This is a genomic window from Phyllobacterium zundukense (assembly GCF_002764115.1).
GTDB lineage: Bacteria > Pseudomonadota > Alphaproteobacteria > Rhizobiales > Rhizobiaceae > Phyllobacterium > Phyllobacterium zundukense.
The window spans coordinates 3,755,920-3,782,210 of the sequence record NZ_CP017940.1; the positions used below are offsets into that span (position 1 = coordinate 3,755,920).

General features: G+C 57.7%; 24 protein-coding genes. 7 read left to right on the plus strand and 17 right to left on the minus strand.

Annotation, left to right across the window (positions count from 1 at the left end):
• Positions 1–2: 2 nt before the first annotated feature.
• The 5 genes from BLM14_RS18765 to uxaC all read right to left on the minus strand — a co-directional run bounded on the left by BLM14_RS18765 (position 3) and on the right by uxaC (position 6,251).
• The gene (locus BLM14_RS18765) at positions 3–908 is read right to left on the minus strand and encodes an ABC transporter permease (RefSeq protein ID WP_100001506.1); all 906 of its coding nucleotides are present in this window, start codon (positions 906–908) and stop codon (positions 3–5) included.
• 5 nt (positions 909–913) lie between these two features.
• Complete coding sequence (locus BLM14_RS18770) at positions 914–1,981, minus strand: ABC transporter ATP-binding protein (protein WP_100000770.1); 1,068 nt, start codon at positions 1,979–1,981, stop codon at positions 914–916.
• 62 nt (positions 1,982–2,043) lie between these two features.
• On the minus strand, positions 2,044–3,222 hold the full coding sequence (locus tag BLM14_RS18775) for an ABC transporter substrate-binding protein (protein ID WP_100001508.1): 1,179 nt from the start codon (positions 3,220–3,222) through the stop codon (positions 2,044–2,046).
• A 122-nt stretch (positions 3,223–3,344) separates the two neighbouring features.
• On the minus strand, positions 3,345–4,832 hold the full coding sequence (locus BLM14_RS18780; RefSeq protein ID WP_100000771.1) for a mannitol dehydrogenase family protein: 1,488 nt from the start codon (positions 4,830–4,832) through the stop codon (positions 3,345–3,347).
• Between the two features lie 21 nt (positions 4,833–4,853).
• A complete protein-coding gene (uxaC, locus tag BLM14_RS18785; protein ID WP_100001510.1) occupies positions 4,854–6,251 on the minus strand; it encodes a glucuronate isomerase in 1,398 nt (465 codons plus the stop codon).
• 239 nt (positions 6,252–6,490) lie between these two features.
• Here uxaC and BLM14_RS18790 point away from each other — a divergent pair, with 239 nt between their 5' ends.
• The 5 genes from BLM14_RS18790 (at position 6,491) to BLM14_RS18810 (ending at position 11,990) form a co-directional block, all read left to right on the plus strand.
• Positions 6,491–7,288, plus strand: coding sequence for a GntR family transcriptional regulator (locus tag BLM14_RS18790; protein WP_165788409.1), 798 nt, complete (start codon positions 6,491–6,493; stop codon positions 7,286–7,288).
• A 36-nt stretch (positions 7,289–7,324) separates the two neighbouring features.
• Complete coding sequence (gene uxuA / locus BLM14_RS18795; RefSeq protein WP_100000773.1) at positions 7,325–8,515, plus strand: mannonate dehydratase; 1,191 nt, start codon at positions 7,325–7,327, stop codon at positions 8,513–8,515.
• A gap of 429 nt (positions 8,516–8,944) precedes the next feature.
• Positions 8,945–9,304: a septal ring lytic transglycosylase RlpA family protein gene (locus BLM14_RS18800; RefSeq protein ID WP_100000774.1), complete on the plus strand. Its 360-nt coding sequence runs from the start codon at positions 8,945–8,947 to the stop codon at positions 9,302–9,304.
• Positions 9,305–9,399: 95 nt separating this feature from the next.
• Positions 9,400–10,341, plus strand: a complete 942-nt coding sequence (gene gshB, locus BLM14_RS18805) for a glutathione synthase (RefSeq protein ID WP_100000775.1) — start codon at positions 9,400–9,402, stop codon at positions 10,339–10,341.
• 116 nt (positions 10,342–10,457) lie between these two features.
• Positions 10,458–11,990, plus strand: a complete 1,533-nt coding sequence (locus BLM14_RS18810; protein ID WP_100000776.1) for a YifB family Mg chelatase-like AAA ATPase — start codon at positions 10,458–10,460, stop codon at positions 11,988–11,990.
• A gap of 52 nt (positions 11,991–12,042) precedes the next feature.
• Here BLM14_RS18810 and BLM14_RS18815 read toward each other — a convergent pair whose 3' ends face one another.
• The 9 genes from BLM14_RS18815 to dnaK form a co-directional block, all read right to left on the minus strand.
• Positions 12,043–12,627, minus strand: a complete 585-nt coding sequence (locus BLM14_RS18815) for a transglutaminase-like cysteine peptidase (protein WP_418314243.1) — start codon at positions 12,625–12,627, stop codon at positions 12,043–12,045.
• A gap of 400 nt (positions 12,628–13,027) precedes the next feature.
• Positions 13,028–14,305 (minus strand): polyhydroxyalkanoate depolymerase, encoded by a 1,278-nt coding sequence (locus BLM14_RS18820; protein ID WP_100000778.1) that lies wholly within the window; start codon positions 14,303–14,305, stop codon positions 13,028–13,030.
• Between the two features lie 185 nt (positions 14,306–14,490).
• Positions 14,491–14,778, minus strand: a complete 288-nt coding sequence (locus BLM14_RS18825) for a DUF1330 domain-containing protein (protein WP_100000779.1) — start codon at positions 14,776–14,778, stop codon at positions 14,491–14,493.
• 136 nt (positions 14,779–14,914) lie between these two features.
• Positions 14,915–15,613, minus strand: coding sequence for an orotidine-5'-phosphate decarboxylase (gene pyrF, locus BLM14_RS18830; protein WP_100000780.1), 699 nt, complete (start codon positions 15,611–15,613; stop codon positions 14,915–14,917).
• A gap of 93 nt (positions 15,614–15,706) precedes the next feature.
• Positions 15,707–16,291: an NADPH-dependent FMN reductase gene (locus tag BLM14_RS18835; protein ID WP_100000781.1), complete on the minus strand. Its 585-nt coding sequence runs from the start codon at positions 16,289–16,291 to the stop codon at positions 15,707–15,709.
• A gap of 48 nt (positions 16,292–16,339) precedes the next feature.
• Positions 16,340–16,936 (minus strand): phospholipid N-methyltransferase PmtA, encoded by a 597-nt coding sequence (gene pmtA, locus BLM14_RS18840; RefSeq protein ID WP_100000782.1) that lies wholly within the window; start codon positions 16,934–16,936, stop codon positions 16,340–16,342.
• 84 nt (positions 16,937–17,020) lie between these two features.
• On the minus strand, positions 17,021–18,151 hold the full coding sequence (gene dnaJ / locus BLM14_RS18845; protein WP_100000783.1) for a molecular chaperone DnaJ: 1,131 nt from the start codon (positions 18,149–18,151) through the stop codon (positions 17,021–17,023).
• Between the two features lie 188 nt (positions 18,152–18,339).
• On the minus strand, positions 18,340–18,855 hold the full coding sequence (locus tag BLM14_RS18850) for a hypothetical protein (RefSeq protein ID WP_133123916.1): 516 nt from the start codon (positions 18,853–18,855) through the stop codon (positions 18,340–18,342).
• A gap of 222 nt (positions 18,856–19,077) precedes the next feature.
• A complete protein-coding gene (gene dnaK / locus BLM14_RS18855; RefSeq protein ID WP_100000785.1) occupies positions 19,078–20,997 on the minus strand; it encodes a molecular chaperone DnaK in 1,920 nt (639 codons plus the stop codon).
• 226 nt (positions 20,998–21,223) lie between these two features.
• Here dnaK and BLM14_RS18860 point away from each other — a divergent pair, with 226 nt between their 5' ends.
• Positions 21,224–22,384 (plus strand): zinc metalloprotease HtpX, encoded by a 1,161-nt coding sequence (locus BLM14_RS18860; RefSeq protein ID WP_100000786.1) that lies wholly within the window; start codon positions 21,224–21,226, stop codon positions 22,382–22,384.
• Between the two features lie 10 nt (positions 22,385–22,394).
• Here the strand turns inward: BLM14_RS18860 and BLM14_RS18865 are convergent, their stop codons facing one another.
• Positions 22,395–23,381, minus strand: a complete 987-nt coding sequence (locus tag BLM14_RS18865) for a Gfo/Idh/MocA family protein (protein ID WP_100000787.1) — start codon at positions 23,379–23,381, stop codon at positions 22,395–22,397.
• A 30-nt stretch (positions 23,382–23,411) separates the two neighbouring features.
• The gene (locus BLM14_RS18870) at positions 23,412–24,302 is read right to left on the minus strand and encodes a LysR family transcriptional regulator (protein WP_100000788.1); all 891 of its coding nucleotides are present in this window, start codon (positions 24,300–24,302) and stop codon (positions 23,412–23,414) included.
• A gap of 98 nt (positions 24,303–24,400) precedes the next feature.
• Between BLM14_RS18870 and BLM14_RS18875 the strand changes: the two genes are divergently transcribed.
• The gene (locus tag BLM14_RS18875) at positions 24,401–25,396 is read left to right on the plus strand and encodes an aldo/keto reductase (protein WP_100000789.1); all 996 of its coding nucleotides are present in this window, start codon (positions 24,401–24,403) and stop codon (positions 25,394–25,396) included.
• 24 nt (positions 25,397–25,420) lie between these two features.
• Here the strand turns inward: BLM14_RS18875 and BLM14_RS18880 are convergent, their stop codons facing one another.
• Entirely contained in the window at positions 25,421–26,197 is a 777-nt protein-coding gene (locus BLM14_RS18880; protein ID WP_162293173.1) for a helix-turn-helix domain-containing protein, read from the minus strand.
• Between the last annotated feature and the right edge of the window lie 94 nt (positions 26,198–26,291).

Consider the following 26,291-nt stretch of genomic DNA (forward strand, 5'->3'; position numbering starts at 1 on the left):
TGTCAGCCCTTCCCGCCAGCGGTCGAGCCGCGATAGAACATGTTGCGTATGCCAAGGACCGCTACGACGATGAGCAGCTGAACAACCGCCATGATCATCGCAATCGCCGACGCCATCGAATAATCATACTGCTCGAACGCCGCCTGATAGGCAGCAATCGAGATGACACGCGTTGGTCCCGCGGGTGCGCCGAGCAGAACCGCTGAGGGGAACACGGCAAAGGCCTGGACGAAGGACAGGCAAAAGGCGATGGCAAGGCCTGGAACCAACAGAGGCAGCATGACATGGCGGAAGCGCTGCCAGCTTCCAGCGCCATGGGTCGCGGCAGCCTGCTCAAGCGCGGGGTCTACCCCTGACACGTAAGACAGGATCAGCAGGAAGGTGAACGGGAAGCCTGTAATGATCAGCGATGAAAAAACGCCCCAGTAATTATTGGTCAGCTTGACTGGCCGGTCGATCATTCCGATCAGCATCAGGGTTCGGCTGAACCAGCCTTGCGGCCCGAGATAGTTCAACAGGCCTTCTGCAACCAGCACGGTCCCCAGCGTTACGGGCAGGACAAGGATCGTCGTCAGCAGTCTCTGATGCGTCATCAGTCGCACCCGGAAAGCAACCGGCAGCGCTATGGCGATGCTGATGATCGTCACGGGCACGGCCAGCCAGAGCGTTGTCAGTATCGTGTCGTACAAAAACGGGTCGGAGAAGAACTTCTGATAGTTGGCTAAGGTTCCGCCCTCCTTGGGCGTAAAGGACAGGATCAAGCCATAGATGAAAGGATAGATGAACACTGCCAGCAGGAAAAGCACCGCTGGCAGCACCAGAAGCGTGACACCGTCAATGCCGCGCAGCGCCAGACGCTGACGCAGCGATATGCCGTAATCGTACGAGGTTGAGGTAACGTTTGCCATGTCCATCACGCTGCAAAGGCTAGCGCACGCGCAGGGTCGACAGACAGCCAGATGGCACTGCCGAGCTCAGCGGTTTGCGGGGCATGAAACACGAGTTCGAGACCTTCCGCCGTACGCGCGGTTCCAACAAATTCGCGGCCGCGATACTCGATCGTTTCGACGACAGCTTCCACCGCCTGGTCGGAGCGCGTGCCAGCAACGACATCGTCGGCGCGAGCAGCAATAACGGCCGTGTCCCCGACTTTCAGCGAGGCACGGGCGGTTCCCGTCAATGTGGCATTGCCGACGGCAACGGTGGTTCGGTCGCCCTCCTTGGCAATGACCTTGCCTGTGAGACGATTGCGATACCCCATGAATTCGGCCACGTCCAAATGATCGGGACGCTCGTAGAGATCGCTGGGCTTGCCCACCTGGCGGATTTCACCGTCCCGCAGCACCACGACACGATCGGCCAGAGACAGGGCTTCGTCCTGATCATGGGTGACGTAGACAGTGGTGGCGCCGAGCTGATTGTGGATGCGGCGAATTTCGGCACGCATTTCCAGACGCAGCTTTGCGTCGAGGTTCGACAGCGGCTCATCCATGAGCACCAGCGGCGGCTCGATGACGATGGCACGGGCGATGGCCACGCGTTGCTGTTGGCCGCCGGATAGTTGACCTGGCAGCTTGTGACCCTGTCCCTGGAGACGCACAAGGCTCAATGCTTCTTCAACGCGCCTGTCGATCTCCGCCTTCGCCACTTTGCGCATTTTCAGGCCAAAGCCGATGTTCTGGCGCACGGTCATATGCGGGAACAGCGCATAATTCTGAAAGACCATGCCAAAGCCGCGATCCTCCGGCTTCAACGTGTCGATACGCTTGTCGTCGATGAAAATACCGCCGCCCGTCGTCGAGAGCAGTCCGGCAATGCAGTTGAGCGCGGTAGACTTGCCGCAGCCGGATGGTCCGAGCAGAGCGATGAACTCGCCCTTGCGGATATTTAGCGAGACATCCTTCAATGCATTATGTGAGCCGAAGGCGCGACTCATATGATCAAGGCGGATTTCATGGAATGGCGATGACGCAAGCAGCATCTGGCAACCTCATAGCTGAGCGCATCCGGGGCAATCCCGGATAGCGTTATATCAAGCACCAATCAGGACTTCTTGCCCGCGACTTCTTCATCCCAACGGCGGAACGCGACGACCATCGAAGACGGCTCGAGCGGAATTTCCACCGGGTTGTTGGCGATCCAGTCCGCATATTCCTTGCGGCCGAACTCGGCGATTGCATCCTGGCTTTCCTGCGGTGCCATGGAGAGAGGTACATCCTTTACGGCAGGACCCGGATAGAAATAGCCCTTGTCGTAGGTAAAGGCCTGCTGTTCCGGTGTCAGCAGGAAGCTCATCAGGTCGAGAAGAACCGCAAGCTTTTCGTCGGCGATGCCTTTCGGCACACACATGTAATGGGCGTCGGCCACCCAATGGAAACCCTTGAGCGTCGCTACCGCTGCTTCCTTCGGAACCACGCCCAGCACACGCGGATTAATGTCCCATCCAGTCGTCGAGACCGTCATGTCGCGCGTCCCTTCGCCGAGCTCCTTCATCAGCGCGCCGGTACCGGTCGGATAGTACTCGATATATTTGTGCAATTCCTTGAGGTAGGCCCAGGTCTTGTCCCAGCCCTTCACCGGATCATGCGGATCGCTGTCGCCGAGAAGGTAGGGCAGGCCCATCAGGAAGGTACGTCCGGGGCCGGAGTTGGCTGGACGTGCATAAAGGAACTTGTTCGGATTTTCCTTGGCCCAGGCAAGAAGCTCTTCTGCCGTGGTCGGAACCTTTTTCACGCGATCCGGCATGTACTCGAGGAGCGGACCGGACGGGTAATAGGTGACGATGACACCATGGTCCTTGCCAAGCGCCAGCATGCGATGCGCGGGCTCCTGATAGATTGCAGCAAGATCCGGCAGGGAAGCTGAGTGGTCGGGGAGCAGCTTGACCCAAAGGTCCTGCTCGAGGCCGGCGGACAATGCGTCGGTGCCGGTGAGAACAAGGTCGATATCAAGCCTGTTCGCAGCCTGCTGGGCTTTCAACTTGCCTGGAAGTTCCGGCGCCGGCGCCTTGGTGAAAGTGATCTTCGACACGAGTTCTGGCTTAGCCTTGGCGTAGTTTTCGATAGCCATCTGCGTCAGGGCGAGATTGCCGGCCACGTCGGCCACGTTCAACGCCACAGGCGACGTCGGCAGTGCCAGCCTGGATTGAGCAAAAAGACGCGTTGCCGGCAGCGTGGCGACAGCTGCCAGACCGCCAATGGCTTGTCTGCGTGTAATGCGGATCATGATTTCCTCCCTGTTGATTCTCAATATCCTGTTTTCAGGCATGACCGGGTTCCCATATCCGATCGCTATTGAGATTTAATATATTAATCTATCAGATCGAGATAGCAAGGTCTTTCACCCTACAGCTTTGTCCCGGCAACGGTTCGCGCCGCCCCTTCCTTTAGAAGCCTCTCCAGGGCATCGCCGACAGTCCGGCGGAATTCGATATTTCCGGGTAGGTCCTGGCCGAATATTTGCCCGAGGCCAAGATAGGCATCGAGCAGCTCGCCGGCAGATGTCTTTCCTTCGGTGCGCTGTTTGAATTCATTGGCGAGCGGATCGCGCACATCGATGGGCTTGCCGTTCTCATCCAGGGCGGTTGCGTACCGCATCCAGCCGGCCACGCCGAGAGCAAGACGGTCGAAAGGTTGTTTCTGCTCCAGCCGCTTGCGGATCGTGTTCAACAGGCGCTGCGGCAGTTTTTGTGAGCCATCCATGGCGATCTGCCAGGTGCGATGGCGCAGTGCCGGATTGCGGAAGCGTTCGCGCAGTTGGGCCTTGTATGCATCGAGATCGAAGCCCGGCAGCGGCGGAAGTGTCGGCGATATCTCCTCGTCCATCATCGCTTCGATAAGCGCATTGAAGCCCTCGGCTTTCATCACATCGGAAACGGTCTCATGGCCGGCAAGGTAGCCAAGATAGGCCAGTGTCGAGTGACTGCCGTTGAGCAGCCGCAGCTTCATCAGCTCGAAGGCATCGACATTTTCGACGAACGTAACCCCAAACTTCTCCCACTCCGGCCGGCCGGAAGGGAAATGGTCCTCCACCACCCATTGCGTAAAGGGCTCGGTCATGATCGGCCATGCATCCGCCAGTCCCGTCGCATCGGCCACTGCAGTACGATCTGCGTCGGTTGTGGCCGGGACGATCCGGTCGACCATGGTTGAAGGGAAGGCGACCGTGGCGCGAATAAATTGCCCCAATCCGGCATCCCGCAGCTCGGCGAAGCGGGTGACGACCCTCTTCAGGGTTTCGCCATTGGCCGGAAGATTATCACAGGACAGCAACGTGAAGGGCTCCGTACCATTGGCATGGCGACGGGCCAGTGCCTCGACGATGAAGCCTATAGCCGAGCGCGGCGTAGCGGGGTTGGCAAGGTCATGGACAATGTCCACGTGGTTTTCGTCCAGCGACGCCGAAGCGGGGGAGTAGCAATAACCCTTCTCCGTCACGGTCAGAGAGACAATCCTGACCTCGGGATCAATCATCGCAGCAAGCACGGTTTCGGGATTTTCAGGTGCGACAAGCACCTTTCCGATGCTGCCGATCACGCGGAAGCTGTCGCCGCTGCCATCGCGTGTGGCAACCGTATAGAGCCCGTCCTGTGGCTCCAGTGCGTCGCGCGTGTCGCTGCTGCGCAGCGAAACACCAAGAATGCCCCAGCGATTATCACCGCTGGCGAGGACGCTGTCCGTATAAACCGCCTGATGCGCGCGATGGAACGCGCCAATACCCAGATGTACAATGCCGAGCCGGACCCGGCCGCGATCATATTTCGGTTGATCCACGCTCTTTGCCAGACGATGGAGCGTCGCGGTGGATAGACGGTCATGTTCAGTCGATGTCATGCTATATGCCCGCAATTGTTATCAAAATTTGTAGGCTTCTTTTGCCAGTCGGTAGGCAAGGTCATGCGCAATTTCATGCGCTTCGTCCTCGTCCATCCTATAGTCGGCAACAAGCCGCGCCAGGAATGCGCAATCGACACGCCGGGCCATATCATGACGGGCCGGTATCGAAAGATAGGCGCGCGTATCGTCATTGAAGCCGACCGTGTTGTAGAAACCGGCCGTCTCCGTGGTCAGCTCACGAAAGCGTCGCATGCCTTCCGGACTGTCATGGAACCACCAAGCCGGCCCCAGACGCAAGGCCGGATAGTGCCCCGCCAGTGGCGCCAGTTCGCGGCTATAGCTCGTCTCATCAAGTGTGAAGAGAATAAGGGTCAGACGAGGATCGTTGCCAAAGGCGTCGAGCAAGGGCTTCAATTCCTCGACGTAGTTCGTCGCGCGCGGGATATCGGCGCCTTTGTCCGTTCCGAACCAGTCGAAGAGCGCAGGATTATGATTGCGGAATGAACCGGGATGGATCTGCATGACCAGGCCATCCTCAACGCTCATGCGTGCCATTTCCGTCAGCATCTGCGCACGAAAGAGATCAGCGTCCTCAGCCGAGGGATCTTTCAGGACACGTTCGAACAGCGCTGATGCCTCCGAGGCAGACAGATTGGCGGTGCGTGCATTGGGATGACCATGATCGGTGGAGGTCGCGCCCCGTGCCTTGAAATAGGCACGGCGCACGCGATGCGCTTCAAGATAGCCCTGATATTCCAGTTTGGTTCCGGCGAGCGCGACGAACTGTTCGACGTTGGCACCGAAATCCGCACGCGAGGCGTCTACCACGGCATCCGGACGATAGGCCGGAACGACGCGTCCGCTCCAGCCGGATTTCAGAATTGCGTCATGAGCGGCCAGATCGTCAGTTGCCGCATCCGTCGTGGAAATGACTTCAATGCCAAACTGCTTGTAGAGGGCACGCGGCCGCATGGACGGTTCTGTCAGGCGCTCCGCGATCCGGTCGTAGATAGCGTCGGCATTCTTCTCGCTCAGGCGCTCCTCAATGCCAAACACGGTCTCCAGCGCATGCTCGAACCACAGGCGCGATGGCGTCCCACGAAACAGATACCAGTGCTTGGCGAAAAGCCGCCAGATCTTGCGCCCATCGATCTCGACCGACCCACCATCCCGGCGCGGTACGCCAAGCTCTTCCAGCTTCACACCTTGCGAGTAAAGCATCCGGAAAATATAATGATCGGGCTTCACGAACAGTCTGGCAGGATCGGGAAAAGCCTCGTCATTGGCGTACCAAAGCGGGTCGGTATGGCCGTGCGGCGAGACAATCGGCAAACTTTCGACCGCGCTGAACAGACGCCGAGCTATCCCGCGGGCATCGGCTTCGATGGGAAAAAGTCGGTCAGGATGAAGCGCCATCATGCGTCCTTGCTGCGTTACTGATCGTTATCACCTGCTTCGGATAGTGGAAGCGAACCCGCTGGCCAGGCAATTTTTACCGCCTGTGAAGATTGGGCATCGATGATCTTGGCGAAGAGTAGATAATAATATATTAGTATGTCAACTGCATCTGAATGCGTCTAGAATCATCGCATCGCGCAGGGCTTTGGACTCTGAATTTGTATAAAATTCCATCATTCAGGATGACAATATCCGACATGGGGAAATGGAGCGCTGGAATGACAGCACAAGACCGGGGAGAAAAGAGTTTGGCCGTCGCGGCACCGCGTGAAGCGCAGACTTTGGGAGGCGGCAGCGATGTGCGCGCTGCCGGATCTGTATCCCGTGGTACTCCTGTCGCACGGGTGACCACTGCCACCGCCATCTACCGCGAACTTCATGCCGCCATCGTGTCCATGGAGATGACTCCCGGAACGCCGCTTAACGAAAAAGTCCTGACCGAACGCTTTGGCGTCAGTCGTACCCCGGTGCGCGAAGCGCTTATCCGTCTGGTGGAGGATGGCCTGGTCGACGTCTTTCCGCAATCGGGAACCTTTGTCGCCCGCATCCCGGTCGCGCTGATCCCGGAAGCTGTCGTGATCCGGCAGGCGCTCGAGGGTGCAACGGTCGAGCGCGCCGCGGCGAAAGCGACAGCGAAAGACATCGAACTGCTGGACGAAATCCTGGCGCGCCAGCATTTCTTTGCCGACCGGCAGAACATGAGTGCATTCCACGAGGCCGATGAGACTTTCCACGAGGCGATAGCCGGAATCTCCGGCCATCCGGGCATCTGGAATTACCTGAAACCGGTGAAGGTGCAGATCGATCGTGCCCGCCGCATGACATTGCCGGCGCTTGGCCGCATGGAACATGTTCTGTCCGAGCACAGGATCATTCGCAACGCCATCGAAGCCCATGACGTGCCTGCCGCCTGCGCAGCGATGAAACAGCATCTGAATGCCGTCATTCCCGATATTGATGAGTTGAGAAAGAGCCATCCCAAGTCATTTGTCTGATCCTGGGATGAAATGAAAAGATTGACGGAGGAATGAATGCGTCAGGCGTGGCGATGGTTTGGCCCGAGAGCCGGGGTGTCACTCGATAATGTACGACAGGCTGGGGCAACCGATATTGTATCGGCCCTGCACGAGGTGCCTATCGGTGAGGCCTGGACCGAAGCGCAGGTGCGGGAACGCAAATCCCTGATCGAAACGACACCTGCGGGCCGCACCCCGCTGACATGGTCCGTTGTCGAGAGCATCCCGATACCGGATGCGGTCAAGCGCCTTGGTGGGGCGGCAAAACACGAGATCGCCGCCTGGATCGCCAGTATGGAAGCGCTCGCGGCCAACGATATCCGCGTCATCTGCTACAATTTCATGCCCGTTGTCGACTGGTGCCGCACCGATCTCGACTATGTTACGCCTACCGGCTCGACAGCCATGCGTTTCGACCACAATACATTCGCCGTGTTCGATCTGCACATCCTGCAGCGCAAGGGCGCGGAGAACGACTATTCCGAAGCGGACAGGGAAATCGCCGGCGATCGCTATGCCGCCATGGGTGCCCAGGAAATTGCGGATCTTACGCGCAACATCGCCAGTGCACTCCCCGGTTCGGCAACCGAGCCGCTGACTATTCCGGCATTCCGCGACAAGCTCGAGGCCTATTCGGGCATTGATGCAAACCGGCTGCGCCAGCATCTGATCGAATTCCTCGAAGCCGTGACACCTGTTGTCGAGGATCTTGGCGTCAAACTGACCTTGCACCCAGATGATCCGCCGCGCTCGCTGTTCGGCCTGCCGCGCATTGCCTCGACGGAGGCAGACTATGCGGCGCTTTTCGATGCCGTGCCATCGCCCGCCAATGGCATGTGCTTTTGTACCGGCAGCCTTGGTGTGCGTGCCGACAACGACCTGCCGAAGATTGCCCGCCGCTTCGCTGAACGCATCCACTTCTCACATTTGCGCGCCACGACACGCGAGGGCGATGGCCGCAGCTTCCATGAGGCAGCGCATCTGGAAGGGGATGTCGACATGGTCGCCGTGCTGCGCGAGCTTCTTGCTGAAGACCGCAAGCGCGACAAGGCAAACAGCATTCTTTTCCGCTCGGACCACGGGCATCGCATGCTTGACGACCTGAACAAGGAAGTTACCCCCGGCTACCCTGCAATTGGCCGCCTGCGCGGCCTGGCAGAGCTGCGTGGTATCATCCATGCCCTGGATGCGCGCGCGCTCGCATAACCCCGATCACTTTTTCCAATTTACGAACCCCGGCTCCCCTGCGGACGGGGTTTTCTACGTCAAAAGTATTAACTCATATTAACTATATAGCGGTCGATTTTCCGGTCACGCCTGACAGCCATCAGTAATTCGATGAGTATTGATCACATTGTCGCCATAGTTCATCGTTGCTACAGGCATATCTTACGGACATTGAAGCATCTCAGATCACATTTTGAATCATATTAAGACAAGTTTTTTGAGTAACTTGGCTCATCTTTCCCGTTGATTCAGACTGTGTTTTCAAGGCGAGACACCTCAAGGCCACATTTCTCCAAAATAGAAGAGGCTACTCGCCCACGCTACGATCTACTTGCCCAGGATCAATCCGACGCGTGTGTCTTCAGTCTGGCAGTCCTGCCACGGGCCATCAAAAGTGCGAATTTCAATATGGTCTCTCTTGCAAGTATCCGTACGGTACTTTCTGCATCAATTCTCTTTCTGATGCTTGGTGCAGTATCGGCAAATGCCGGTTCAGCCTGTGGCGGTGCTTCCTGGTACGCACTTCATTCGAAAACCGCATCGGGCGAAAGAATGAACCCATCCGCTCTGACCGCTGCGCATCGCACTCTGCCTTTCGGCTCCAAAGTCAAGGTCACAAACCAGCGCAATGGCAAGTCAATCGTCGTGCGCATCAATGATCGCGGGCCATTCATCAAGGGCCGTGTGATCGATCTCTCCAAGGGCGCAGCTAACCGCCTCGGCTTTGTTGGCGCAGGCCACACCAACATTTGCATGGCCCGGCTCTAATCCTCGTACCATCTTGATATTGTCACAGCATTGACCTTGACCGTTGAACGTGACATCGCCATGTGAGCATTCCTAATCCTGTCGGGGAACGTTCCATGGCACTGAAAGTCGCGGTCCAGATGGACCATATCAATTCGATCCGGATCGGTGGCGACACCACCTTCGCGCTCTGCCTCGAAGCACAGAAACGCGGCCACAACCTTTACCACTACACGCCTGACCGGCTGAGCATGCGCGATGGCGTCGTTTCGGCGCGCGTGGAAGAACTTAGCGTTCGTGACATCGAAGGCGATCACTTCACGCTTGGCAAACCGATTTCACGTGATTTGTCCGAGATGGACGTGGTGCTGCTGCGCCAGGATCCGCCGTTCGACATGAACTACATCACGACCACCCATATTCTGGAGCGTATTCATCCCAAGACGCTGGTCGTCAACGATCCGGCATGGGTGCGCAACAGCCCCGAAAAGATCTTCGTCACGGAATTTCCGGATCTGATGCCTGAAACGCTGATCACCAAGGACAGCCAAGAAATCGCGGCCTTCCGCAAGGAATTCGGCGACATCATTCTGAAGCCGCTATACGGCAATGGCGGTGCGGGTGTCTTCCATCTGGCCGATGGCGACCGCAACCTGACATCGCTGCTGGAAATGTTCGGCCAGATGTTCCGTGAACCCTTCATTGCCCAGCGTTATCTGAAGGATGTGCGTGCCGGCGACAAGCGCATCATCCTGATCGATGGCGAACCGGTCGGCGCCATCAACCGCGTGCCCTCCGAAACCGATGCCCGTTCCAACATGCATGTCGGTGGACGCGCCGAGAAAACCGAACTCACGGAGCGCGAGCGTGAAATCTGTGCGCGTATCGGGCCTTCCTTGCGCGAGCGCGGCTTCATTCTCGTCGGCATTGACGTGATCGGCGACTACATGACCGAAATCAATGTCACCTCGCCGACTGGTATTCGCGAGGTCAAGCGCTTTGGTGGTGCCGACATCGCCGCCCTGTTCTGGGATGCTGTGGAAGCCAAGCGCAGCTGACCCTCTTCCCCTCTGACATGTTCCCTTAATGTTCTTGTCATGCGGTGTGAATTGTGCTGATGTAGCGTCATTGGCACTTATTCATTTTAAACGTCCGTATTTTCAAGGAAGATTTCATGGTCACCCGCGTCCGTACGGTCGCCTTTCAGGGTATTGAAGCCCAGCCTGTCGATGTGCAGGTAATGATCGCTCCAGGGAAAATGAGAATGCACATTGTCGGGCTACCCGACAAGGCCGTGGCGGAAAGCCGCGAACGCGTTCAGGCCGCTCTGCATGCTTCAGGTCTGTCGATGCCGGTGAAAAAGGTCACCGTCAATCTGGCACCCGCTGATTTACCCAAAGAAGGCAGTCATTACGATCTGCCGATCGCGGTCGGGCTGATGGCGGGTCTCGGCGCCATGCCAGCCGACGCCCTGCAATCCTACGTGGTGCTTGGCGAGCTTTCCCTCGACGGAACGATTACCCACGTCGCAGGAGTGCTGCCTGCAGCAATTGCCGCCAACCGGCAGGAGAAGGGATTGATCTGTCCCGCTCCCTGTGGTCCCGAGGCGGCATGGGCTGGTGCCGAGATCGATATTCTGGCGCCGCGCAGCCTGATCGGGCTCGCCAATCATTTCCGCGGCACACAGGTCCTGTCGCGCCCGGAGCCCGCCATGCAGGCCAGTGCGACTGGGCTGCCGGATCTGGCGGACATACGGGGGCAGGAGAGCGCCCGCCGGGCGCTGGAAGTCGCAGCGGCGGGCGGACACAATTTGCTCATGATGGGGCCGCCCGGATCGGGCAAATCCATGCTGGCGCAGCGGTTACCCTCGATCCTGCCGCCGCTGCTGCCACGCGAACTCCTGGATGTCTCAATGATTGCCTCGATCGCCGGGGAACTGATGGGCGGCAAGCTGACAGACAGGCGCCCCTTTCGCGCCCCACATCATTCAGCTTCCATGGCGGCGATGGTGGGCGGCGGTATCCGGGCCAAACCGGGGGAGGTCTCGCTCGCCCATCACGGCGTACTGTTTCTCGATGAGTTTCCCGAATTCACGCCGCAGGTCCTCGATTCCCTGCGTCAGCCGCTGGAGACAGGGGAGTGCATGATCGCGCGGGCCAATCACCGCATTTCCTATCCGGCACAGATCCAGCTTGTCGCCGCCATGAACCCTTGCCGTTGCGGCATGGCAGGCGAACCCGGCCACACTTGCGCCCGCGGACCGCGCTGCCGGCAGGATTATCAGGCGCGGATATCCGGACCATTGCTCGATCGCATTGATATCAGGATCGACGTGCCATCTGTCAGCGCCACCGACCTCATTCGTCCTTCTGTTTCTGAGAGTAGCGCATCCGTTGCAGAACGGGTGGCGCGGGCGCGCACCATCCAGAAATGGCGGTTTGAACAATTGGGCGTTCCGTCGATTACCACCAACGCGCAATGCTCGGTTTCCCTGATTGAACAGGTGGCGCAGCCGGATGGCCCCGGTCTTTCGCTCCTGCAGCAAGCCAGCGAGCAGATGCGCTTTTCAGCCCGAGCCTATCATCGCGTGTTGAAGGTGGCGCGGACGCTCGCCGATCTCGACGGGCAGGAAACCGTGGGACGCATTCATCTCGCAGAAGCAATTTCCTACCGCATGGCAGCGGACACAACCAGCCAGGCGGCGTGAAAAGGCTATGGCCGGATCCTTCGATCCGGCATAGCTGCTCAGGTTGAAATTTCTACTGAACCGAGCCAACCAGAATGTTGGTTGGAGCCTCGATGCTGACCCAGCGGCCCGTATTGTTGGTCGCCTGGCGCTTGAGGTAGGTGTATTCGGTTTCCGACCAGTTCTTCACGCCATCAACCAGATTGTCGAGGATGAAATCGCCCTTGTCGGTACGTACGGTCAGGACTGCATGGCCTTCGCCATCGGGCTTGCGAACAACGGTGATCAGGAGATTGGCTGGAGAAATGCCCGCCTGCATGAGGTCGCGGCGCTTTAAGAGAACGTAGTCCTCACAATCGCCAACCTTGTCCGGATAGGCCCAATTTTCCTCGACGCCGTAAATTTCCATGTCCGTCAACGGCTTGATCTTCTGGTTGTCATTGCTGTTGACGTTGACAATCAGCTGCCAGAAATCATGGTTCATCTTTTCCGGCATCACATTGCGGCTGCGGATCGAGCATTCATCCGGCTGCCGTTTGCAGAATTCGTAGTGGCCGATGGGCTGAGATGTCAGGCCGCCGGTGGTCATGAATGCCTCGGACGCCGAAGCGGAGTTTGCGCCAAGCGCCACCACGAAGATCGTCATGGCAATCCCCATGGACTTCCAAACCCTTGCCACTCCGAACATGCCCCACTCCAAACCCGATCAGCCATCGTTAACAAAACGTTAACGGCGCGAGGGGACATGAGTCAATCACAATGGCGCCACGATCCCGCCATTGTTAATATATGGTTAAAATTTGAAGTTTCGCGATTTCCCAATATTATTGAGAGTTCGAACCCGTCGACTGCCAGACGATTCTGTGTTTCCAATCAATGAGTAACAGGCTCGTAGCGCTTTCTTCAAAAGGCGCTCATATCATTGATTGTATTATATTTTTTTGAAAAAATACCGGTAGGGAAGATGATGGAAGACCGCGTGAGCCGGCCGTTCGACCCTTTAACACACCTACATTGAATGGCTTAGGCCAAAGGAACCCGTTAACCTGGCCCAAGGCTTAGCCTTGCGCGCGTTTTCCGATGGGCGTGACGTTGCTCCTGCGGTTCACCTGTGCGTGATCGTTAACAAACTGGACGATACGCGGGGCAATCTCAGAGCGGAAACGCGACCCATTGAATACGCCATAGTGGCCGACCTTTGGCTGCAGATAATGCATCCGCATCTCTTTCGGAATATTGACGCAGAGCGTCTGGGCAGCCTTGGTCTGACCGACGCCGGAAATGTCGTCGTTCTCGCCTTCAACGGTCAGAAGCGCGACATTGCGGATGGCAGAGGGGTCAACCGGCGCGCCGCGATGGGTCATTTCGCCCTTGGGCAGTGCTTGCCGGACGAACACCGTATCGACGGTCTGCAGGTAGAATTCCGCCGTCAAATCCATCACTGCCAGATATTCATCATAGAATTCGCGGTGCTTGTCGGCCGAATCCCCATCTTCCGCCACCAGATGCCCGAAGAACTCTTTATGCGCCGTGATGTGGCGATCCAGATTCATGCTCATGAAGCCGGAAAGCTGCAAAAAGCCGGGATAGACATCCCGCATGAAACCGGCATGCGGCCAGGGAACCGACATGATCACATTGTCGCGGAACCAGTTGATACCCTTTTCCTCAGCCAGTTTGTTGACGGCGGTCGGATTCTTGCGGGTATCGATCGGACCACCCATAAGCGTCATGCTGGAGGGTGCGAAATGATCGCCATTGGCCTCCATGATGGAAACTGCGGCAAGCACGGGAACCGAGGGCTGGCAAACAGCCACAACATGGGTGTCCTCGCCCAATGCATGAAACATTTCAATGACATAGTCGATATAGTCGTCAAGATCGAAATCGCCGTCACTGAGCGGCACAGTGCGCGCATCGACCCAGTCGGTGATATAGACTTCCGCATGCGGCAGCAGCGCTTCTACCGTGCCGCGCAGCAGCGTCGCATAGTGACCTGACATCGGCGCGATCACCAGAATCTTCGGATCGGCAGGGCGTTTGGCAGCCAGAGAACGTTTGAAATGAATCACCTTGCAGAAGGGTTTCGACCAGACGATCTTTTCCTTCACATCGGTTTCGACCCCGTCAACCAATGTTGTCGGCAGGTCGAAGACAGGCTTGCCATAGGCGCGCGTGGTGCGTTCGAACAGCTCGCACATGGCAGTGATCGAGCGCCCGACCACCGTTTGAGACAATGGATTCAGTGGGTTATCGTAGAACAACTTGGTTGCGTCGGCGAAGGCCCGGTATGGCTGGAGGGCGGCATGGTTGAGTTCATAAAGCTGGTAGAACATTCCATTTTCCGATCGATCAACACAACAGCAATCCAAGGAACATTACCCTTACAGGTGAAAATATTCTTGATTGGTCAGTGACCCTACTGGGTTCTACCGATATTGCAATGCAACAAAAGATTAAGAGAACAGAAAAATGTTCACTATTTTTAGTTGCATTGCGGTTGAGTTGATCGAGACTCTATTCAGACCCCTTCGACAACCAGCATTTCCGCATCAGCAACAGTGATGCGGATCGCCTTTGCCGCCTGATATTCGGGCGAGTTGTAGCAATCGACCGCGGCTTGCACCGATGGAAATTCGATGACGACGTTGCGGGCGCGCGCCTGACCTTCGAGCACATGGTACGACCCGCCCCGGGCGAGAAAGTTGGCACCGTACTTTTCGAAGGCAGGTTTGGCCGTCGATACATAGTCCTTGTAGCGTTCCGCATCCCTCACATCGACGCGTGCAATCCAATATCCCTTGGCCATTCTACTCACCCTTTCACAACCAAATTACCCGACAAGGTTGAAAAACTTGTCCCATTTCAGCCAATTCTTGCATGAGATTCAACGATTCGCGTCAAGTTTCGTCGAAAGTCGTGCTGTTTCTTTCAGATATATGGCTTCAGGCGTTTGTCATTTCCGCGAGGATCGCCTCGGCGGAAGCCTTGCGATCTGAAGCACCGACGACCGGCCGCCCGACCACCAGGTGGCTGGCGCCCGAACGCAGCGCATCGGCGGGTGTCATGACACGCTTCTGATCGCCGGCATCGGCACCGATTGGTCGAATGCCAGGAGTGACGATAGCCAGGCTTGGGCCAACGATCTTGCGCACCGCAGCGGCTTCGGTTGCCGCACAGACGATCCCGCCCATCCCCGCATGAAGCGCCTGTTCGGCCCGGATCAGGACCAGGGTATGCGGGTCGTGCTCATAGCCCGCATCGATCATGTCCTGCTGGTCCATCGAGGTCAGGACTGTCACGCCAAGCAGGCAAAGGTCCGACCCTCGCGCCGCTTCGACCGCGGCCTTCATCGCCTTGGGATAGGCATGCAGGGTCAGCATGGAAACGCCCATCTTGACGATGTTCTCAACGCCCTTGGCGACAGTGTTGTCGATATCGAGCAGCTTCATGTCGAGAAAGACTTTCTTGCCTGAGCTGGCGAGCTCGCTGGCAAACCCAAGGCCCCCGGCGAATGCCAGCTGATAGCCGATCTTGTAGAACGACACCGTATCGCCGAGTTCGCTGACAACCTGTTCCGCAGCCTTGAGTGTCGGCACATCAAGGCCGACGATCAGGCGCTCGCGCAAAGCCGCATCCGTCATGACAAACCACCTTTTTTTGTTGATCGTTCCCCAATCGCACAGAAGGGCGCATTAGGAAATAACCAATTGGTGGAACGGAGGCAGAAATCGCAATTAGGCGGGGAGTATCGACACTCGGGCATGGTCAATCAACGACTGGCAGACCCGCTGCATCGATTTCGCGGTGCGCTCGTCCCGGAAGGAGCCATCCTCCGCAAAAGCCTCATGGGCGTGGATGACCGAGCATTGCTCGGTGATGATCTGGGTTCCGACATTCATCAGCACGGAGCGCAAATGATAGAGGCCCCGAGCCCCGCCGAAATTGCCTTCCGATGAGGAACACAGCGCGACAACCTTGCCGGCATAGGGCTTCAAAGGCTTCTCGCCATCCTTCGAGATGCGGCTGACCCAGTCGATGGTGTTCTTCAGCAGCGGTGGGATGGAGGAGTTATATTCCGGTGATGCGATCAGAATGGCGTTGTGGGCAGCAAACAACCGGCCCAGCTTCATGGCATTCTCCGGGATGCCTTTTTCCTTTTCGTGATCCTGATCCATGATCGGCAGCGGATAATCGATCAGTGCAATGCGCGTCACCTCCGCGCCAAGATCCGCCAAGGTCTTTGCAGCCACATTGGCCACCTGTTTGCTATAGGCACCGGTGCGATTTGAACCTGCAAAAACGAGAATCTTCGGCAGCATTAAGGCCCCTTCTGCGACACTTGGAACGTTGGAGGGGACTATAGGCGCTCAATCGACCCGGCGGTAGACCCACAACCGGGCTGGCGGGACGTTGCGAATGATGAAATCGAGGTGTTCGATCTTGTAATTACCGCGACCTGCCGGAACCGGTGACATGGGTCCATAGGTGATCTGGACGATGGGCCGGCCATGCGGAATGCGGCGGAGCAGGTCCTCAATGATCTTGACGCGCTCGCCGACGGGAAAATTCAGAAGCGGAACCGCAGAGACGACCGAATCGAACTTCTGGTCGCGCTTGTCACCAAGCGTCGCATCCAGATTGAAGGCGTCGCCCTCGATGATATTCACGCCGGGGAAATCCTCGCGCAAATGCTCGGCAAAATCCGAGGAATACTCGACGCTGTAAAGATCGGAGGGAGCAACGCCGCGACCCAGAATTGCGCGGGTAATGACGCCGGTACCAGGTCCAAGCTCAAGGACCGGGAGGCCTGAATGCGGATTGACGACGCTGGCCATGCGGCGCGCGGTGATGGAACTTGTCGGCAGAATCGAGCCGACAGCCTTCGGGCCATGCATCCATCCCTTGAAGAATCGAATTTCCTCGCCAAACTTCTCGGCCAGTTTCTTCCCCAATGGTCGTGACATGCTCATCCTCCGTCGCATCCAGACAAGTCTATGCCGCAAGTAGTGGCGGAAGCAAGGCCGACCGTTCCGAAAGCCTCAATAAAATTACTCGCTTAGCCCCTCGAAGAAGTCCTTCATGCGGGCAAAGAAACCTGACGATTGCGGGCTGTTATCCTGCGACGACATGCGTTCGAACTCCTCGAGAAGTTCACGCTGACGCTTGTTCAGATTCTGCGGTGTTTCGATAGCGATCTGAATATAGAGGTCGCCCATGGCGGGCTGGCGCAATACTGGCATGCCCTTGCCCTTCAGGCGGAATTGCTTGGCGTTCTGGGTGCCATCGGGGATTTTAACCCGCGTCTGCGTGCCATCGAGCGTCGCCACTTCGAATTGTCCGCCCAGGGCGGCTGTCGTCATCGAGATCGGAACCTTGCAATAGAGGTCCGCACCATCGCGCTGGAAGAACTCATGCGGCTTCAGTGACAGGAAAATATACAGATCACCTGACGGTCCGCCACGCAGGCCTGCTTCGCCTTCGCCAGTCAAACGAATGCGGGTACCGTCTTCGATGCCGGCTGGAATGTTGACAGAAAGCGCGCGCTCTTCGGTGATCCGGCCTTGGCCGCTGCACTTCGAGCAGGGGTCCTTGATGATCTGGCCCCGGCCATGGCAGGTCGGGCAGGTACGTTCGATCGAGAAGAAGCCCTGCGCGGCGCGCACGCGGCCCGAGCCGCTACAGGTGGTGCAGGTGACAGGGGAGGTGCCAATCTTGGCCCCGCTTCCCGAGCATTCGTCACAGGTAATCGAGGTTGGTACCCGGATTTGCGCCGTCTTGCCGGTATAGGCTTCTTCCAGCGTGATTTCCATGTTGTAGCGCAGGTCCGCACCGCGTTCGCGGCCACCGGAACGGCGCTGGCGGCCACCACCCATCATCTCGCCAAAAATGTCTTCGAAAATATCGGCAAACCCGCCGGCACCGCCAAATCCACCGCCGCCGCCATTCATGCCGCCGTTCTCGAAGGCAGCATGACCGAACCGGTCATAGGCCGCACGCTTCTGCGGATCCTTCAGCGTTTCATAGGCCTCGCCGATTTCCTTGAACCTGTGCTCGGCATCAGCGTCGCCCGGATTCTTGTCTGGGTGAAATTGCATCGCCAGTTTACGGAAAGCGCTCTTGAGCTCTTTCTCATCAGCGCTTCTCGCTACGCCGAGGGTTTCGTAATAGTCAGCCTTCATCCAGACACTCGTTCCTAGAAAATCGCAAATGCTTCTTCAGAAGCCTGTTTAAAGGCGGTATTTAGGTGTTCGTCGCCATGAATGCCATAGCCAACTTACATTGATTCGCTCGAAATGGCGCATATTTGCGCATTATTGCGATTGTGTGGCAAGTCTTCCACGATTGTGGTGTTGGCTTGCCACGTGATTCAGTGCCAACCATCAAACTCGTGATAGTTCCAATCGGCATCGGCGATCGAATTTTCCCAGTTTTTTACGCCTTCCCATGCCTCGTCAACGATCGACGAACTGTCGTACCAGACCTGTTCGTCAAATGAACGAGGCCCGCCCGTAAGTTTTGCTATCACCGCACTCGTCAGATCGGCAAAACGGAGTTGAAAGCTGTCGAACGCGCCGAATCTGATCGTTACTGTCTTCGTGTATTTCGCCAAGTTGGCCAGATCGTCTTCACTAAACCAGTCGGCCTCTTCCGGATCGAAGTCATAGACATCGAGCTCGAATCCACTCATCAAGTCCTTGTCTTTCAGAACTGCAATCTTCGGGTGGGACAATCGAAACTTGAAGGGGAGAAACCCGGATTGCGTGACGAACGAAAAACCCGGATAAACCTCACAGGTCATTTCGAACTTGTTCAACTCGGCGATCATTGCCGGGATAATATCGTCGGAAATTTCGTTCACATGCACGTGGAATTCCATACTCATAATCTATTCCTTTGAAAAATAAAGATAAAATCTCTCAAGTCTAAATATTGCATTTCCATGCCAGCCTGAAAACGTCAATGCATGTTCTTCTTATGTTCTATCAGTGCAAGCGTCAATTATCCGAAAGTCTGACCATGTGTCTCGTTGAATGCTGAGCAGAAAATCGGAAAACAAAAAAGCCCGGCGCATGGCCGGGCTTTTTTCAGCAGATCGAGTGTGCCGTTAGGCTGACTTCTTCTTGCCGTCTTCGTCGATTTCTTCGAAATCGGCATCGACAACATCATCATCGGCCTTCGCGGTTGCATCGGCCTCGCCGCCTTCAGCTGCTTCAGCAGCCTGAGAGGCTTCATACATGGCCTGACCAAGCTTCATCGAAACTTCGGCAAGCGTCTGCGTCTTCGCCTTGATGCTTTCCGCGTCGTCGCCTTCCGCCGCCGTCTTCAATTCGGCAAGAGCAGTTTCGATCGCCTGCTTGTCTTCGGCCGAGACCTTATCGCCATAATCCTTCAGCGATTTCTCGGTCGAATGGATCAGGGCTTCAGCCTGGTTCTTCGACTCGACGGCCTCGCGGCGCTTCTTGTCGCTCTCGGCATTGGCTTCAGCGTCCTTGACCATCTTCTCGATGTCGGCGTCGGACAGACCACCGGATGCCTGGATGCGGATCTGATGCTCCTTGCCCGTGCCCTTGTCCTTCGCCGAAACATTGACGATACCGTTGGCATCGATATCGAACGTAACCTCGATCTGCGGAACGCCGCGCGGTGCCGGCGGAATGCCGACGAGATCGAACTGGCCAAGCGCCTTGTTATCGGCCGCCATTTCGCGCTCACCCTGGAAGACGCGGATCGTCACGGCGGACTGATTGTCTTCGGCCGTGGAGAAGGTCTGTGACTTCTTGGTCGGGATCGTCGTGTTGCGCTCGATCAAACGGGTGAATACGCCGCCCAATGTTTCGATGCCGAGCGACAGCGGGGTAACGTCGAGCAGGAGAACATCCTTGACGTCGCCCTGCAGAACGCCGGCCTGAATGGCAGCACCCATGGCAACCACTTCGTCCGGATTCACACCCTTGTGTGGTTCCTTGCCGAAGAACGCCTTCACGATTTCCTGGATCTTCGGCATGCGGGTCATGCCGCCGACGAGAACCACTTCATCGATCTCGCCAGCCTTAAGGCCGGCATCCTTGAGCGCCGACTTGCAGGGGTCGACAGTGCGCTGAACCAGATCGTCGACCAGGCTTTCAAACTTGGCACGCGACAGCTTCATCGTCAGGTGCTTCGGACCGGAAGCATCTGCGGTGATGAAGGGCAGGTTGATTTCAGTCTGCTGCGAGGACGAAAGTTCGATCTTGGCCTTTTCCGCAGCTTCCTTGAGGCGCTGCAGGGCAAGCTTGTCGTTCTTCAGGTCGATGCCCTGTTCCTTCTTGAACTCAGCCGCGAAGTACTCGACCAGACGCATGTCGAAGTCTTCACCGCCAAGGAACGTATCGCCATTGGTCGACTTCACTTCGAAAACGCCATCGCCGATTTCGAGGATCGACACGTCGAACGTACCACCGCCCAGATCGTATACGGCGATCGTCTTGCCTTCCTTCTTGTCGAGGCCATAGGCCAGCGCCGCAGCGGTTGGCTCGTTGATGATACGCAGCACCTCGAGACCAGCGATCTTGCCGGCATCCTTGGTTGCCTGACGCTGGGCGTCGTTAAAGTATGCCGGAACGGTGATGACGGCCTTCTCGACCTTTTCGCCAAGATAGGCTTCCGCCGTTTCCTTCATCTTCTGCAGGATCATCGCGGAAATCTGCGAAGGGGAATATTTCTTCTTGTGAACCTCTACCCATGCATCGCCATTGTCGCCTTTGACGATGTGGTAGGGAACAAGCTTCTTGTCCTTTTCCACGGTCGGGTCGTCAAAGCGGCGACCGATAAGGCGTTTGACCGCGAAAACGGTTCCTTCCGGATTGGTGACGGCCTGGCGCTTGGCCGGCTGGCCCGCAAGGCGCTCATCGCTATCCGTGAAAGCAATGATCGAAGGCGTCGTACGTGCACCTTCCGCATTTTCGATGACCTTCGCGTTCTTGCCATCCATGACAGAGACGCAGGAATTGGTCGTTCCCAAATCAATACCGATAACTTTAGCCATTACTCTATCTCCATTCAGCAGGCTGCTGGGACCTCTGCCGAGCATTCCATTCAGCAGCCCCTAGGGGGTTTCAACAATTCAGGACCGCCGAGGCGAACGGTACTTACAGTGTTGGTGGCTATATAAGAAGGGTGAAATTACCATGCAAGTCAGAAGCTGCAGCATTTGCATGCATAATCACCTTAAAAGACTCGGCAAACGGCCTTTTTAGCCCCATATATCGTCCATGACCGACAGCAGCCTTCACCTCCACATCCCCGGACACCGGCGAAGCCGGCTGATCAATATGCTGCACACCTGGCTGCTCCTGGCGGGCAGTCTTGTGCTGCTGATCGCCTGTGCCTGGACGCTCGCAGGTCCCGCCGGCATCGTCTATGCCTTCGTCTTTGGCGGGATCAGCCTTTTTGCCATAAGACGCATCAGCCCTCAAATGGTGCTGACTATGTATAAGGCAAGGCCTGTCACGCGCGGCGAATTCCCGCAAGGACTGGCGATCGTCGAGGAACTTGCCCGGCGTGCCGGGCTGCCAAAGGCGCCGAAGCTGCATGTCATCCCTTCGCGCATGATGAACGCCTTTGCAGTCGGGCGGAAGGAGGACTCGGTCGTTGCCGTCACCGACCAGCTGATTCGCGCCCTGACGGCGCGCGAACTCACTGGCGTGCTGGCGCATGAGATCAGCCATATCCGCAATGAAGACCTCAAGGTCATGGCACTGGCCGACACGGTCTCGCGCTTTACCTCGCTGTTGTCGACGATCGGCATTGTTTCGCTATTGTTCAATATCACCTGGCTTGCCAGTGGCTCCGTTGCGCAGGTTCCATGGCTTGGCGTCCTCGTACTGCTGTTTGCACCAACCATTGGCGGTCTTTTGCAAATGGCATTGTCGCGAACCCGCGAATTCGACGCCGATCTTGGCGCAGCGATGCTGACCGGCGATCCGGATGGACTGGCGCATGCACTGGTGAAACTCGAAAAGGCGCAGGGCAGGGTCTGGGAAAACCTTATCCTGCCCGGAGGGCGCATTCCCGACCCTTCGATTCTTCGGACACATCCACTCACAGACGCCCGGGTAGCACGGCTGAACGAGTTGAAAGCGGCATGCGCTGTTGCGGCGCGCGGCGAGGAGATGCCGGACGACATTCTCGCGGAGCTGTCACTCAAGCCGCAGGAGCACATCCGCACGCGGCCGAGGTCGGTTCCGCAGATTGGCCAGCAATATGGGCGCTGGAATTCCAACAATCTGGAAATTCTGTCGCTGATCAATACCCAGGCCACCCATCCGGTGGTGGCGGACGCCGATGCGGATTGCGAGGCCTGTGCCCAGAGCCTCTATACGCCCGACGGCAAGCCGCGCGTGCATGTCACACGCGGCGGCGTGTATTGGTAAGGCCCCTGGCTCAGACCGCTTCCCATTGACCGGTTTCATCGGCGCGATAGATGGCGTCGATCAGCTTCTGGTTGAGCACAGAGTTTTCCAGGGTGAAAACCGGCACATCCTCGCCCTTGGCCGCGCGCGCAAAGGCTTCAACCTGCAGCCGGTAGTGGTTCACGTCACTGAAGTTGTATTCCGTGGCGCCGCTGTGATTGCTGTTGTGCAGGGTGATCTTGGCGTGGTCGTATTTACCGGTGTTGAACGGTGCGAGTACCTCGATATAGCCTTCATCGCCATGGAACACGATGGACTGACGGGCGGCAAGCTGCGTTGCGACGTAGAAGGTCAGTTCGAACCCATCGAAATCCGCACGAACGCTGGCATAGCGGTCCGTGCCGAAATCGGGATCGCGCTCCACCGTGGCTGTTACCCGGACCGGCTCCTTGCCCGTGACGAAACGGGTGACGACGGTCGGGTAGACGCCGATATCGGGCAAGGCACCGCCGCCCAGCGACAGCTGGTTGCGCATATTGCCGGCATCCTTGTTGAAATAGGTGAAAGCGGCCTGCACCCGGCGCAGTTTGCCGATCGCACCCTGCGCGATCAGTTCACGCACTTTGAGCCATTGCGGATGATAGGTAACCATAAAGGCTTCCGAGATCAGCACGCCATTGGTGTCTCGGGCACGCTGCAGTGCGGCGATCTCGCTTGCATGCAACGAGATCGGCTTTTCGCACAGGACATGCTTGCCGGCTTCCGCCGCTTTCAGCGACCATTCGACGTGCTGCGAGGTGGGTAGCGGGATGTAGACGCCGTCAATGTCCTTCGATGCCAGCATGGCTTCGTATGAGCCAAAGGCATGCGGCGCGCCGAAGCGTTCCGCCACTGCCCGCGCCTTCATCAGATCGCGGCTGGCGATGCCGGACAGCACGGAATTCTCCGCGTCACAAATGGCAGGAATGACCGCCGTTACCCCGATTTTTGCTGTCGATAATACGCCCCAACGGAACATGATGATTTCTCCTTCTCGTCGCCGCGCAACCTAGGTCGTAAACCTGAAGAAATCAATGAAGGCGCGAAGGGCCGGGCGCATCTGGCGGCGGCTCGGATAATAAAGGTAGACTCCAGGGAAAGGCGCGCACCAGTCTTCGAGCACGCGGCGCAGCCTGCCCTCCGCAATCGCTTCCAGCGCCATGTATTGCAAGAGGAACGCAATCCCTGCGCCGCCCAGCGCCGCCTCGACAACCAGCCGGTCGTCGCCAAGGATAAGCGGACCATTCACATCGATGACGATCTCCTCGCCGTCCTTTTCGAATTCCCAGCGGTAGACCTGGCCGCTGGAAAAGCGCCGGCGGATGCAAAGGTGCTCCACTAGGTCGCGGGGATGCAAGGGCACGGCACGGCTTTCGAAATAGGCCGGCGCAGCCACGATGCTGGCCCGGATGGGCTGGCTCATCGGCACAGCGATCATGTCGGGCTCAAGGCTTTCACCAAGCCGCATGCCAGCATCGACGCCCGCTGCGACGATATCGTTGAAGGGTTCTTCGACGCGCAATTCGAGCGTGACCCCGGGATAGATCTCACTGAAGTCAGCCAGGCGCGGTGCCAGCAGCCAGTGGGCCGCGAAGGGCGGAACGCTCAGGCGCAGATTGCCGGCAATGCGGTTGTTCGCTTCCTTTACCGCATCGAGCGCCAGGTCGATCTCACCGAGCGCGGGACGAAGCCGCTTGAGCAGCAGCGCGCCCTCTTCTGTCACCGCAACGCTTCGCGTGGTGCGGGCGAGAAGCCGCACGCCGAGACTTTGCTCGAGGCTGGAGATGGCATGACTGACGGCAGAAGGGGCAATGCCCAGTTCCTTGGCCGCGCCACGGAAGCCGCCGCAGGCAGCAACGGTGGCAAATATTGCCAATTGGGGAAGCCGGGACCGATCCATTGATCTATCATATAGAACAAGCTGTGAAAATATAAGGCAATTATCGAACAACGTTTCTCCACCTACCTTCGCTGCACCACACCAGAAGGAGATCAGTGATGGAAAAACGCAAACTCGGAACGGAACTCAGCGTCTCGGCTGTCGGACTCGGTTGCATGGGCATGACATTTGCCTATGGCGGCCAGGATGAAGCCGACGCGATCCGGACGCTGCACCGTGCAGTGGACATTGGCGTTACCTTTTTCGATACGGCCGAAGTCTATGGGCCGTTCGACAATGAAATCCTCGTCGGCAAGGCCATGAAAGGCCGCCGTGACAAGGTTGTGATCGCCACCAAATTCGGATTCAAGATTGCCGATGAGGGCGAAGGTCCCTCGCGCATGGTCGGCGTCGACAGCCGTCCGGAACATCTGAAAGCTGTCGCCGAGTCTTCGCTTGGGCGGCTCGGCATCGAACAGATCGACCTGTTCTACCAGCACCGCGTCGATCCGAACGTACCGATCGAGGATACGGTCGGCGCTATGGCTGACCTCGTCAAACAGGGCAAGGTGAAGGCTCTTGGGCTATCCGAAGCCAGTGCCGCCACGATCCGCCGCGCCCACAAAGTCCATCCGATCGCCGCCGTCCAGAGCGAATACTCACTGTGGAGCCGCGAGCCGGAAGACGAGGTCTTCGCCGTCTGCCGCGAACTTGGCATCGGCTTCGTGCCCTATAGTCCACTGGGACGCGGCCTTCTGACCGGCACGATCAGCAAGCCCGATGAACTCGGCGCCGATGACTGGCGCAAGACCCTGCCGCGCTTCCAGGCGGAAAACATGGACGCCAATGCCGCGCTGATCGCCACGCTGAAGGACCTGGCGGCGGACAAGGGTGTCACGCCGGCACAGCTGGCGCTCGCCTGGGTCCTGCATCAGGGCGATTTCATCGTACCGATCCCGGGTGCGCGCAAGATCAAGCACCTGGAAGAGAATGCGGCCGCGGCCGATATTTCCCTCTCCGCTGTTGACCTGGCAAAAATCGGTGACGCGCTTTCTCCCACCCGCGTCGCGGGCAAGCGTTACACGGATGCGTCGCTCGCTCTCGTCAACGGTTGATTAAAAACACGGGGCGCTGAGCAATCAGCGCCCCGCACTGTCTGCAATGGCCCGTGTTGCGTCATCCGCCGGGAAATATTGCTCGATGAAAATCCCCTCAGTCAAAACTTCCTGCGCCGAGCCAAAGGCAGTGAGAGTGGTGATCCAGCTGGTAACCAACTCGCCGAGGCGCAGTTGTACCGTGATGACAGGGGGCGGGTTGCGCTCGCTCTCGTCGCCGCGCAACAGTTCTGCAAATTCCGCCTCATTGGTGGCAATGCGCTTGGCGAGTTCGCTCGGGCCGTAGAGCCGCGCTTCGTTGCGTGCACGCTTGAGAAACAGCAAAGCGACCTCCGGCCAATTCGCAATCGCAGCGCGGACGGGTCCCTGTTCGAGCACCAGCGCCAATATGTTCATCCCCGGCGCAATCCTGATGCCAAGCGCATCGGCAAGACCCATGAAGCCGGCATTGGCGGCAAGGATATTGTGATCGGCATCGAAGGCGACCGCCGGCCATGGCGCATGCCGCGCGAGAATCATCTGCAACGTATCGCGTATCAACGGCGGCAACCCAGCAATGCCCTCGCGCTCGGCAGAGAGATAGCGCGGCGCGAAGCCGGCGGCAGTGAACAGCTCGTTGCGAATCTTGAACGGCAATTCCAGCGTCTCGCAAATGCGGATGATCATGCCCTCGGAAGGGCGGGCGCGGCCGGTTTCGAGGAAGGACAGATGTCGCGCGGAGATACCGGCTTCCAGAGCGAGATCGAGCTGGCTCAGATGCCGGTGCGAGCGCCACTGCTTTAGTTGATCACCAAATTCCATGGCCGTTTTCCATTTCATACACAATGTCATTCAGGTTGCAGTGAAACCATTACCTCAGACGTAATTGTTTTGCCTACCTATCCCTTTCAGTATT

Excerpts from the sequence above, each read along its gene's own strand:
- dnaK (WP_100000785.1), bottom strand. The coding sequence starts at position 20,997 with ATGGCTAAAGTTATCGGTATTGATTTGGGAACGACCAATTCCTGCGTC.
- BLM14_RS18860 (WP_100000786.1), top strand. The coding sequence starts at position 21,224 with ATGACCGACAGCAGCCTTCACCTCCACATCCCCGGACACCGGCGAAGC.
- gshB (WP_100000775.1), top strand. The coding sequence starts at position 9,400 with ATGGCACTGAAAGTCGCGGTCCAGATGGACCATATCAATTCGATCCGG.
- BLM14_RS18765 (WP_100001506.1), bottom strand. The coding sequence starts at position 908 with ATGGCAAACGTTACCTCAACCTCGTACGATTACGGCATATCGCTGCGT.
- BLM14_RS18820 (WP_100000778.1), bottom strand. The coding sequence starts at position 14,305 with ATGTTCTACCAGCTTTATGAACTCAACCATGCCGCCCTCCAGCCATAC.
- pmtA (WP_100000782.1), bottom strand. The coding sequence starts at position 16,936 with ATGTCACGACCATTGGGGAAGAAACTGGCCGAGAAGTTTGGCGAGGAA.
- BLM14_RS18870 (WP_100000788.1), bottom strand. The coding sequence starts at position 24,302 with ATGGATCGGTCCCGGCTTCCCCAATTGGCAATATTTGCCACCGTTGCT.
- uxaC (WP_100001510.1), bottom strand. The coding sequence starts at position 6,251 with ATGGCGCTTCATCCTGACCGACTTTTTCCCATCGAAGCCGATGCCCGC.
- pyrF (WP_100000780.1), bottom strand. The coding sequence starts at position 15,613 with ATGACGGATGCGGCTTTGCGCGAGCGCCTGATCGTCGGCCTTGATGTG.
- BLM14_RS18875 (WP_100000789.1), top strand. The coding sequence starts at position 24,401 with ATGGAAAAACGCAAACTCGGAACGGAACTCAGCGTCTCGGCTGTCGGA.
- BLM14_RS18810 (WP_100000776.1), top strand. The coding sequence starts at position 10,458 with ATGGTCACCCGCGTCCGTACGGTCGCCTTTCAGGGTATTGAAGCCCAG.
- uxuA (WP_100000773.1), top strand. The coding sequence starts at position 7,325 with ATGCGTCAGGCGTGGCGATGGTTTGGCCCGAGAGCCGGGGTGTCACTC.
- BLM14_RS18780 (WP_100000771.1), bottom strand. The coding sequence starts at position 4,832 with ATGACATCGACTGAACATGACCGTCTATCCACCGCGACGCTCCATCGT.
- BLM14_RS18815 (WP_418314243.1), bottom strand. The coding sequence starts at position 12,627 with ATGGGGATTGCCATGACGATCTTCGTGGTGGCGCTTGGCGCAAACTCC.
- BLM14_RS18790 (WP_165788409.1), top strand. The coding sequence starts at position 6,491 with ATGGGGAAATGGAGCGCTGGAATGACAGCACAAGACCGGGGAGAAAAG.
- BLM14_RS18770 (WP_100000770.1), bottom strand. The coding sequence starts at position 1,981 with ATGCTGCTTGCGTCATCGCCATTCCATGAAATCCGCCTTGATCATATG.
- BLM14_RS18800 (WP_100000774.1), top strand. The coding sequence starts at position 8,945 with ATGGTCTCTCTTGCAAGTATCCGTACGGTACTTTCTGCATCAATTCTC.
- dnaJ (WP_100000783.1), bottom strand. The coding sequence starts at position 18,151 with ATGAAGGCTGACTATTACGAAACCCTCGGCGTAGCGAGAAGCGCTGAT.
- BLM14_RS18825 (WP_100000779.1), bottom strand. The coding sequence starts at position 14,778 with ATGGCCAAGGGATATTGGATTGCACGCGTCGATGTGAGGGATGCGGAA.
- BLM14_RS18850 (WP_133123916.1), bottom strand. The coding sequence starts at position 18,855 with ATGAGTATGGAATTCCACGTGCATGTGAACGAAATTTCCGACGATATT.
- BLM14_RS18865 (WP_100000787.1), bottom strand. The coding sequence starts at position 23,381 with ATGTTCCGTTGGGGCGTATTATCGACAGCAAAAATCGGGGTAACGGCG.
- BLM14_RS18880 (WP_162293173.1), bottom strand. The coding sequence starts at position 26,197 with ATGGAATTTGGTGATCAACTAAAGCAGTGGCGCTCGCACCGGCATCTG.
- BLM14_RS18835 (WP_100000781.1), bottom strand. The coding sequence starts at position 16,291 with ATGCTGCCGAAGATTCTCGTTTTTGCAGGTTCAAATCGCACCGGTGCC.